The organism is Agromyces kandeliae, from assembly GCF_009674665.1.
Classification (GTDB): domain Bacteria; phylum Actinomycetota; class Actinomycetes; order Actinomycetales; family Microbacteriaceae; genus Agromyces; species Agromyces kandeliae.
The window spans coordinates 155,377-164,410 of the sequence record NZ_WKJD01000019.1 but is presented as its reverse complement, the minus strand read 5'-3'; the positions used below and the strand labels follow the sequence as shown (position 1 = coordinate 164,410).

General features: G+C 74.0%; 9 protein-coding genes. All 9 read left to right on the top strand.

Features of this window, described 5'->3' with window-relative positions; genetic code table 11:
• Window positions 1-49 precede the first annotated feature (49 nt).
• Genes rpoZ through hisG form a run of 9 tightly spaced genes read left to right on the top strand, consistent with a single transcriptional unit; the run spans window position 50 to window position 9,028 of the window.
• A complete protein-coding gene (rpoZ, locus tag GJR97_RS14690) occupies window positions 50-307 on the top strand; it encodes a DNA-directed RNA polymerase subunit omega (protein WP_092669843.1) in 258 nt (85 codons plus the stop codon).
• 14 nt (window positions 308-321) lie between these two features.
• Window positions 322-1,578, top strand: coding sequence for a bifunctional phosphopantothenoylcysteine decarboxylase/phosphopantothenate--cysteine ligase CoaBC (gene coaBC / locus GJR97_RS14685; protein ID WP_195760728.1), 1,257 nt, complete (start codon window positions 322-324; stop codon window positions 1,576-1,578).
• Window positions 1,575-2,768: a methionine adenosyltransferase gene (gene metK / locus GJR97_RS14680; RefSeq protein WP_154347528.1), complete on the top strand. Its 1,194-nt coding sequence runs from the start codon at window positions 1,575-1,577 to the stop codon at window positions 2,766-2,768. The genes coaBC and metK overlap by 4 nt, the downstream gene beginning before the upstream one ends.
• Window positions 2,769-2,788: 20 nt before the next feature.
• A complete protein-coding gene (locus GJR97_RS14675; protein ID WP_324613543.1) occupies window positions 2,789-4,744 on the top strand; it encodes a primosomal protein N' family DNA-binding protein in 1,956 nt (651 codons plus the stop codon).
• A gap of 35 nt (window positions 4,745-4,779) precedes the next feature.
• Window positions 4,780-5,697: a methionyl-tRNA formyltransferase gene (fmt, locus tag GJR97_RS14670; RefSeq protein ID WP_324613542.1), complete on the top strand. Its 918-nt coding sequence runs from the start codon at window positions 4,780-4,782 to the stop codon at window positions 5,695-5,697.
• A complete protein-coding gene (locus GJR97_RS14665) occupies window positions 5,694-7,160 on the top strand; it encodes an RsmB/NOP family class I SAM-dependent RNA methyltransferase (RefSeq protein ID WP_154347527.1) in 1,467 nt (488 codons plus the stop codon). The genes fmt and GJR97_RS14665 overlap by 4 nt, the downstream gene beginning before the upstream one ends.
• Before the next feature lie 29 nt (window positions 7,161-7,189).
• Window positions 7,190-7,882, top strand: coding sequence for a ribulose-phosphate 3-epimerase (gene rpe, locus GJR97_RS14660; protein WP_154347526.1), 693 nt, complete (start codon window positions 7,190-7,192; stop codon window positions 7,880-7,882).
• Complete coding sequence (locus tag GJR97_RS14655; RefSeq protein WP_324613541.1) at window positions 7,879-8,142, top strand: phosphoribosyl-ATP diphosphatase; 264 nt, start codon at window positions 7,879-7,881, stop codon at window positions 8,140-8,142. Before rpe ends, GJR97_RS14655 begins: the two co-directional genes overlap by 4 nt.
• Before the next feature lie 46 nt (window positions 8,143-8,188).
• Entirely contained in the window at window positions 8,189-9,028 is an 840-nt protein-coding gene (gene hisG / locus GJR97_RS14650; protein ID WP_154347525.1) for an ATP phosphoribosyltransferase, read from the top strand.
• Window positions 9,029-9,034 lie beyond the last annotated feature (6 nt).

Genomic DNA, 9,034 nt, shown 5'->3' with positions numbered 1-9,034 from the left:
ACGATCTTCCGCGCACCCGAGGGCGCGCCCCACCTGAAGGAGTCTCTCCATGGCTGAGAAGCTGTCCGGCATCATCGACCCGCCGATCGACGACCTGCTGTCGAAGGTCGACTCGAAGTACCAGCTGGTCATCTTCGCCTCCAAGCGGGCGCGCCAGATCAACGACTACTACGCCGACCTGCACGAGGGCAGCCTGTTCGACAACGTCGGCCCGCTGGTCGACTCGTCGATCGACGACAAGCCCCTGTCGGTCGCACTCCACGAGGTCAACGAGGACAAGCTGCGCCTCCGCCCGATCGGCGAGTAGCCGGCAGGCCCCGGATGCCGCTGAACATCGTCGTCGGCATCACCGGCGGCATCGCGGCGTACAAGGCCGTGTCGGTGGTGCGCTCGCTGGTCCTCGCGGGCCACGACGTGCACGTCGTGCCGACCGAGTCGGCGCTGCGGTTCGTCGGGCGCCCGACGCTCGAGGCCATCTCGCGGAACCCGGTCCACGTCGACCTCTTCGAGGGCGTGGCCGAGGTGCGTCACGTCGCGATCGGCCAGGCGGCCGACCTCATCGTGATCGCGCCCGCGACGGCGAACTCCATCGCGAAGCTCGCCACGGGCCTGGCCGACGACCTGCTCGGCAACACGGTGCTCGCGAGCGAGGCGCCGGTGGTGGTCGCGCCGGCGATGCACACCGAGATGTGGCGGCATCCCGCCACGCAGGCGAACATCGCGACGCTCCGCGACCGCGGCGTCACGATCGTCGGCCCCGCGGTCGGACAGCTCACCGGTGCCGACAGCGGCCCCGGCCGGCTCGAGGAACCCGACGTCATCGTCGCGGCGGCCCTCGAGGTCGCCGCTCGGCACGGCCTCGACGCCGACGCGCGCGACTTCGCCGGTCGTCGGGTCGTCGTGACCGCCGGCGGAACGCGCGAACCCCTGGACCCGGTGCGCTTCCTGGGCAACCGATCGAGCGGCAAGCAGGGCGTGGCGATCGCCGAGGCGGCGGCCGCTCGCGGCGCCGAGGTGACGCTCATCGGCGCGAACCTCGAGGTCGCGTCGCCCGGCGGATGCCGCGTGGTGCCCGTCTCGACCGCACTCGAGCTGCAGCAGGCCGTGACCTCCGCGGCCGGCGACGCCGACGTCGTCGTGATGGCCGCCGCGGTCGCCGACTTCCGCCCGGCGGACGTGAGCGACGTGAAGATCAAGAAGGTCGACGGCCAGGAGCACATGTCGATCGAGCTGGTCCGCAACCCCGACATCCTCGCGGGCCTCGGCGCCGCGCCGCACGACGGCACGGTGCTCGTCGGCTTCGCCGCGGAGACCGAGTCCGACCCGAGCCGCCTGCTCGAACTCGGGCGGGCGAAGCGTCGCGCCAAGGGGGCCGACCTGCTCGTCGTCAACCGCGTCGGCTGGAACCACGGCTTCGCCGCCGACGAGAACGCCGTGAGCGTGATCGGCGCAGACGACACCGTCACGGCCGAGGCATCCGGCACCAAGATGTCGGTGGCGCACGCCATCCTCGATGCCATCGCCGCACGGATCGCGTACGGCGCCGAGCCCACCACGAAGGACACCCACCCCAGATGAGCGCACTGCGCCAGTTCACCTCCGAGTCCGTCACCGAGGGCCACCCGGACAAGATCTGCGACCAGGTCTCGGACGCGATCCTCGACGCCCTGATGACGGTCGACCCGACGGCGCGCGTCGCCGTCGAGACGCTCGTGACGACGGGCCTCGTGCACGTCGCCGGCGAGGTCTCGACCGAGGGGTACGTCGAGATTCCCGCGATCGTGCGCGACCGGATCACCTCCATCGGCTACGACTCGTCCGACGTGTGGTTCGACGGTCGCTCGTGCGGCGTGTCGGTCTCGATCGGCGGCCAGTCGCCCGACATCGCGCAGGGCGTCGACGACGCCTTCGAGACGCGCGAGCGTGCGAGCCTCGACGAGCTCGACCGCCAGGGTGCGGGCGACCAGGGCATCATGTTCGGCTACGCCGTGCGCGAGACCCCGGAGCTCATGCCCGTGCCGATCTGGGTCGCGCACCGCCTCGCCGAGCGGCTCGCCGAGGTCCGGAAGCAGGGCGAGCTCGACTACCTCCGACCCGACGGCAAGACGCAGGTCACGGTCGGCTACGAGGGTCAGGTGGCGCGGACGATCGAGACCGTCGTGCTGTCCACGCAGCACTCGCCGAAGGTGTCCACCGAGCAGCTCCGCGCCGAGGTCGAGGAGCTCGTGATCCGGCCAACGCTCGACCGCGTCGAGCTCGCGCGGCCCGACCTCCGGGTCCTCATCAACCCGACCGGCCGATTCGAGATCGGCGGTCCGCAGGGCGATGCCGGGCTCACCGGTCGCAAGATCATCATCGACACGTACGGCGGCGCGAGCCGGCACGGCGGCGGTGCGTTCAGCGGCAAGGACCCGTCGAAGGTGGACCGCTCGGCGGCCTACGCGATGCGCTGGGTCGCCAAGAACGCCGTCGCCGCCGGCCTCGCCGATCGGCTCGAGCTGCAGGTCGCCTACGCCATCGGCGCGGCGGCGCCCGTCGGACTCTACGTCGAGACGTTCGGCACGGGCCACCTGCCGGAGGAGCGCATCACCGAGGCGATCCGGGAGGTGTTCGACCTGCGGCCGGCCGCGATCATCCGCGACCTCGACCTGCTCCGTCCCATCTACGCGAAGACGGCGACGTACGGCCACTTCGGCCGCGAGCTGCCCGAGTTCACGTGGGAGCGGCTCGACCGCGTCGACGACCTCCGCGCGGCCGCCGGGCTCTGACGCGACAGGCGGGCGCCGAGGTGACCGACCTGCCGGTGGCACGCGTCCTGGTGGACTCGCCGCTGCCGCAGCTCGACCAGCTGTTCGACTACCGCATCCCGGAGCGACTCGCGCATGCCGCGCTGCGCGGCGTCAGGGTGCGCGTGCCGCTGCGGTCGGGCGGGCGCATCGCCCAGGGCTGGATCGTCGAGCTCGCCGAGCGGTCGGAGTACCGCGGCGAGTTGAGCGAGGTCGACGACGTCGTCTCCGAGGTCCCGGCGCTCATGCCCGAGGTGTGGCGGCTCGCGCGTGCGGCGGCCGACCGGGCGGCGGGCAACGCGAGCGACATCCTGCGGATCGCGATCCCCCCGCGCTACGTCCGCGCGGAGAAGGCGTGGCGTTCCGCCGAGTCCGATCCCGGCCCGCTGCCGGAGACGCCGGCCCCGATCGACGGATACGCGCCGGGCCGCGTCCAACAGGGCATCGCGGCGGGCGAGCGGATGTCGCTGGCCGCCGACGCCCGGCCGGTGCGGCTCGACTCGGGGGCCTGGGTCGGAGGCTGGGCGCGCACGGTCGCGCAGGCGGCCGCGCACGCGCTCGCCCACGACCGCTCGACGGTGGTCGCGGTGCCGGACTACCGCGATCAGGAGCAGCTCGAGTCCGCGCTGGCCGAGTCCGTCGATCCACGCCGGGTCGTGCGGACCGACGCGCGGCAGACCGGGCCAGCGCGGTACCGCGCGTTCCTCGACGCCACCGCCGACGCCGCACGGGTCGTCATCGGCAACCGGTCGACCGTCTACGCGCCGGCCGCGCGACTGGGGCTCATCGTGGTCGTCGACGACGGGGACGGCCTGCACTCCGAGCCGCTCGCACCCGGCGTCCACAGTCGCGATGCGGCGCTCATCCGGCAGGAGCAGTCCGAGGCCGCGCTGCTCTTCGTCGCCCACAGCCGGAGCGTCGAGGTGCAGCGCCTCGTCGAGCTCGGCTGGGTCCACGACGTCCCGCTGCGGCGGGGCGGGCGTCCGCGGGTCGTGCTCACCGAGCAGCAGGCGGCCCCCGAGAGCGGCGGCGCGCGGATCCCGTCCGCGGCGTGGCGCGAGGCGCAGGCCGCGGTCGCGGAGGGTCCGGTGCTCGTGCAGGTCGCGAGACCCGGGCACACCCCGATGCTCGTGTGCGACCGCTGCAGGGAGCCCGCGCGGTGCTCGACCTGCTCGGGCGCGCTCGTGGTGCCCCGCGCGGGCGGTGCGGCGGCCTGCGTGCTGTGCGGCACGGCGGCGACGGCGTGGCGGTGCGGTGTGTGCGACGGCACGAAGCTCCGCGCTGCCGTCGTCGGAGCGACCCGCACCGCCGAGGAGCTCGGCCGCGCGTTCCCGCGATCCCGCGTCGTCGTCTCCGACGGCGACCGACCGCTCCTCCGCGTCCGCGCCGAGCCGCAGCTCGTCGTGGCCACGCGCGGCGCCGAGCCGATCGCCGACGGCGGGTACCGCGCCGTCCTGCTGCTGGACGGCGAGCGGATGCTCCTCCGCGAGTCGCTCCGCGTCGCCGAGGACTGCCTTCGATGGTGGTCGAATGCCGCCGCGCTCGCGGCACCCGGGTCGCCCGTCTTCCTCGTCGGCGTCGGAGGGGCACTCGGCACCGCGCTCGCGACGTGGCGCCAGGCCGCGTGGGCGGCCGAGGAGCTCGAGACGCGTCGCACGCTGCGGTTCCCTCCCGCGGTGCGGATGGCGTCCGTGGTGTCCGCGCACGACCGCCTCGCCGCGGCGCTCGAACGCACGGGAGCGATCGACGGCGTCGACGTGCTCGGTCCGACCCCGATCGAAGAGGGACTCGAGCGGGCGATCGTGCGATTCGGCTACGGCGCGGGCGCCGAGGTGGCGCAGCGGCTGAAGGGCGAGGCGATCCGCGCCGCGACCGAGCGTCGGCGACCGGTCGCGGGGCGCCGGCCCGGTCGGCCGCCGGTGGTCCGCGTCCGGATGGACGACCCCGACCTCCCGTGACACTGGGACAATGGGGTGTGCCCCACCTCCGGATCGTGTTCGCTGGAACCCCCGCCGTCGCCGTGCCCACCCTCGAACGACTCCACGCATCCGACCACGAGGTGGTCGGCGTCGTGACGCGGCCGCCCGCCCCGCTCGGCCGCAAGCGCGTGCTGACGCCCTCGCCGGTCGCGGAGGCCGCCGCGCGCCTCGGGATCCCGGTGATCGACGCCGCTCGGCTCGACACCGAGGCGACCGAGCGCATCGCGGCGCTCCGACCCGACCTCGGCGTCGTCGTCGCCTACGGGGGCCTGGTGCGCGAGCCGCTGCTCTCCACGCCGGCGCACGGCTGGATCAACCTGCACTTCTCGGCACTGCCCGCCTGGCGGGGGGCCGCACCCGTGCAGCGCGCGATCATCGCCGGCGACGCCGAGCTCGGCGCCAGCGTGTTCCGGCTCGTGCCCGAGCTCGATGCGGGTGACGTCTACGCGTCCCGCACGCGTCCGCTCGACCCGGGCGAGACGGCCGGTGCGGCGCTCGAATCGCTCGCCGCGACCGAGGCGGGGCTCGTGCTCGAGGTCGTGGACGCGATCGCTGCCGGCACCGCCATCGCGACCCCGCAGGCGGGCGAGCCATCCTTCGCGCCGAAGCTCGGGATCGAGGACGGACGGATCGACTGGACCCGCTCGACCGCCGAGATCGACGCCCGCATCCGTGGCGTGACGCCCGAGCCCGGCGCGCACACCGAGGTCGACGGCACGCGACTGAAGGTCCTCGACGCCGCGCCGGCGCCGGACGCGGCCGAGGCGCCGCGACTCGGGCCGGGCGAGCTCCGGCTCGACCGCAAGCGACTGCTCGCGGGCACGGCCGACGGCGCGATGGAGCTGCGGCGCGTGCAGCCCGCCGGGCGCAGCGCCATGCCGGCGGCCGACTGGTGGCGCGGCCTGGGCGTCGAGCGGGCGGACGCGCGATGAGCGGGACGACGTCGGGGAGCGGCCGCTCCGGGCGGTCGGAGCGCGCCGGGCGAGGCGGGGGACGAGGCTCGGATCGTCGCGGCGGCGGCCGTCCTCGGCCCGAGCGGGTCTCGCCGGCACGCCTGGTGGCCTACGACGTCGTCGCCGCGGTCCGGGATTCCGACGCCTACGCGAACCTCCTGCTGCCGACCAGGATCGAGCGCGCGCGGCTGAGCGCGGCGGACGCCGCGCTCGCGACCGAGCTGACCTACGGCACGCTGCGCCTGCTCGGTCGGTACGACGCCGTCATCGCCCTCGCCGCGGGCCGCGACGTCGCCGCGATCGACCCCCCGGTGCTCGACGTGCTGCGCCTCGGTGCGCACCAGCTGCTCGCCACCAGGGTGCCGACGCACGCGGCGGTGAACGAGTCGGTGGCGCTCGTGCGTCGGGTCGCGCCGTCGGCCGCGGGCTTCGTGAACGCCGTGCTCCGCACCGTGTCGCGGCGCGAACCGGCGGAGTGGCTCGACCTGGTCGCTGACGAGGCCGGCTCGCGCGACGAGGCGCTGGCGGCGATGCACTCGCACCCGGTCTGGATCGTGCGGGCGCTCCGCGCCGCGCTCGAGCGCGAGGGCCGGGGCGACGAACTGCTCGAGCTCCTCGAGGCCGACAATGCGTCGCCGCGGGTGAACCTCGTCGCCCTGCCGGGCCTCGTCGACGATGCCGCGAGCCTCGGCGAGCGCGACCGGTACTCACCGGTGGGGCTGACCGCCGATGCGCCGTTCGCGCTCGTCGCCGCGCACGAGGGCCGTGTGCGAGTGCAGGACGAGGGATCGCAGATCGCGGCGCTCGCACTGAGCCGGGTCGACCCGGTGCGCCCCGGCGAACGCTGGCTCGACCTCTGCTCGGGACCGGGCGGCAAGACCGCGCTGCTGGCCGCCGAGGCGCTCGCGGGTGGCGCGTCGCTGGTCGCGAACGAGGTCGTGCCGGCGCGGGCCGAACTCGTCCGCAGGGCCGTCGCGCCGGTCCCGCTCGAGGTTCCCGTCGTCGTCGGCGACGGCCGCGAGATCGACCCGCCCGCATCCGGTGCGGACCGCGGATACGACCGCATCCTCCTCGACGCGCCCTGCACGGGGCTCGGGGCACTGCGCCGCCGCCCCGAGGCGCGGTGGCGCAAGTCCCCGACGGACGTCGCCGAGCTCACCCGGCTGCAGGGCGAACTGGCGGATGCCGCCTTCGCAGCCCTCGCGCCCGGAGGTGTGCTCGCGTACGTGACCTGCTCGCCGCACACGGCCGAGACCCACGGCACGCTCGGCCGCGCGCTCGATCGATGGGGCGACGCCGCGGAGGCGCTCGACACCGCAGCCGTCGTGCAGGGTCTGGCGCGCCATCCGCTCGACCTCGCAGGCGACGACCGGGCGGTGCAGCTGTGGCCGCACCGGCACGGCACCGACGCGATGTTCATCGCGCTCGTGCGCAAGCGCTGAGTCGGCCTGCTCGCCGGTAGGGTTGCGGCATGGCGACGCGCATCAACCCGAGCATCCTCGCGGCCGATTTCGCGAACCTCGAGCGGGAACTCGGGCGGATCACGACCGCCGACCTCGTGCACGTGGACATCATGGACAACCACTTCGTGCCGAACCTCACCTTCGGCCTGCCCATGGTCGAGCGGCTGCAGCAGGTGAGTCCGATCCCGCTCGACGTGCACCTCATGATCGACGACCCCGACCGCTGGGCGCCCGGCTACGCCGAGGCGGGCGCGGCGTCGGTGACCTTCCACGCCGAGGCCGTGAACGAGCCCGTCGCGCTCGCGCGACACTTGCGCCGGATCGGCGCGCGCGCGGGCATCGCGCTCAAGCCCGGCACGGATGCCGCGCCCTACCTCGACCTCCTGCCCGAGTTCGACCAGGTCCTCATCATGACCGTCGAGCCGGGGTTCGGCGGGCAGTCGTTCATCGCCGAGACGATGCCGAAGCTCCGCCGCGTCTCGGATGCGGTGGCCGCGGCCGGGCTCGACGTCTGGCTCCAGGTCGACGGCGGCATCACCGTCGACACGATCGGGCTCGCCGCGGAGGCCGGCGCCGACACGTTCGTCGCGGGGTCCGCCGTCTTCCGAGGCGTCCCGGGGGAGCGGATCGCCGAGCTCCGGGCCGCCGTCGCGTCACACCGCCACGAGCCACGGCGCGACCCCGCTAGTCTTGACGGGTGAAGACCTTCGACGACCTCTTCGTCGAGCTCCAGGACAAGGCCCGCACCCGCCCCGAGGGCAGCGGCACGGTTCGACAGCTCGACGCCGGCGTGCACGCCATCGGCAAGAAGATCGTCGAGGAGGCGGCCGAGGTCTGGATGGCCGCCGAGTACCAGGGCGACGACGAGACCGCTGAGGAGATCTCGCAGCTCCTGTACCACCTGCAGGTGCTGATGCTCGCGAAGGGGCTCGCGCCGGCCGACGTGTACCGACATCTCTGATCACGCCATGCCCGCAGATCAGTTCCGTCGACACGAAAGCCAGGGAATGCTCCGAATCGCCGTGCCCAACAAGGGCTCGCTCTCCGAGACCGCCGCGCAGATGCTCCACGAGGCCGGGTACACCGGCCGCAGGGACTCGCGCGAACTCGTGGTCGCCGACCCCCGCAACGGGGTCGAGTTCTTCTACCTCCGCCCCCGCGACATCGCGACCTACGTGGGGTCCGGTGCACTCGACGTCGGCATCACCGGCCGCGACCTGCTGCTCGACTCCGGCTCCGAGGCCGTCGAGATCGCTCCGCTCGGCTTCGGCGACTCGACCTTCCGGTTCGCGGGCCCGCCCGGCGCGTACGCCGAGCTGGCCGACCTCGAGGACGTTCGCGTCGCGACCAGCTATCCCGGTCTCGTCGGCGACTTCCTCGCCCGCCACGGCGTGACGGCCAAGCTCGTCAAGCTCGACGGCGCGGTCGAGTCGGCCGTTCGGCTCGGAGTGGCCGACGCCGTCGCCGACGTCGTCTCGACGGGCTCGACGCTGCGGAAGGCGGGCCTCGACATCTTCGGCCCGGTGATCCTCGACTCCGAGGCCGTGCTCATCGGATCCGGCGTGGAGCGGCCGGGCACGCAGACCCTCGTGCGGCGACTGCAGGGCGTCCTCGTCGCCCGGCAGTACGTCCTCGTCGACTACGACGTGCCCGTCGCGAAGCTCGAGGCGGCGACCGCCGCGGCGCCCGGGTTCGAGTCGCCGACGGTCTCCCCGTTGCACGATCCCGAGTGGGTCGCCGTCCGCGTGATGATCCCGCGGGTCGAGACGAACCACGTCATGGACGCCCTGTACGAGCTGGGTGCGCGCGCGATCCTCGTGAGCGCGATCCACGCCGCCCGGTTGTAGGGAGCA

Excerpts from the sequence above, each read along its gene's own strand:
- GJR97_RS14665 (WP_154347527.1), top strand. The coding sequence starts at position 5,694 with ATGAGCGGGACGACGTCGGGGAGCGGCCGCTCCGGGCGGTCGGAGCGC.
- rpe (WP_154347526.1), top strand. The coding sequence starts at position 7,190 with ATGGCGACGCGCATCAACCCGAGCATCCTCGCGGCCGATTTCGCGAAC.
- metK (WP_154347528.1), top strand. The coding sequence starts at position 1,575 with ATGAGCGCACTGCGCCAGTTCACCTCCGAGTCCGTCACCGAGGGCCAC.
- coaBC (WP_195760728.1), top strand. The coding sequence starts at position 322 with ATGCCGCTGAACATCGTCGTCGGCATCACCGGCGGCATCGCGGCGTAC.
- hisG (WP_154347525.1), top strand. The coding sequence starts at position 8,189 with ATGCTCCGAATCGCCGTGCCCAACAAGGGCTCGCTCTCCGAGACCGCC.
- rpoZ (WP_092669843.1), top strand. The coding sequence starts at position 50 with ATGGCTGAGAAGCTGTCCGGCATCATCGACCCGCCGATCGACGACCTG.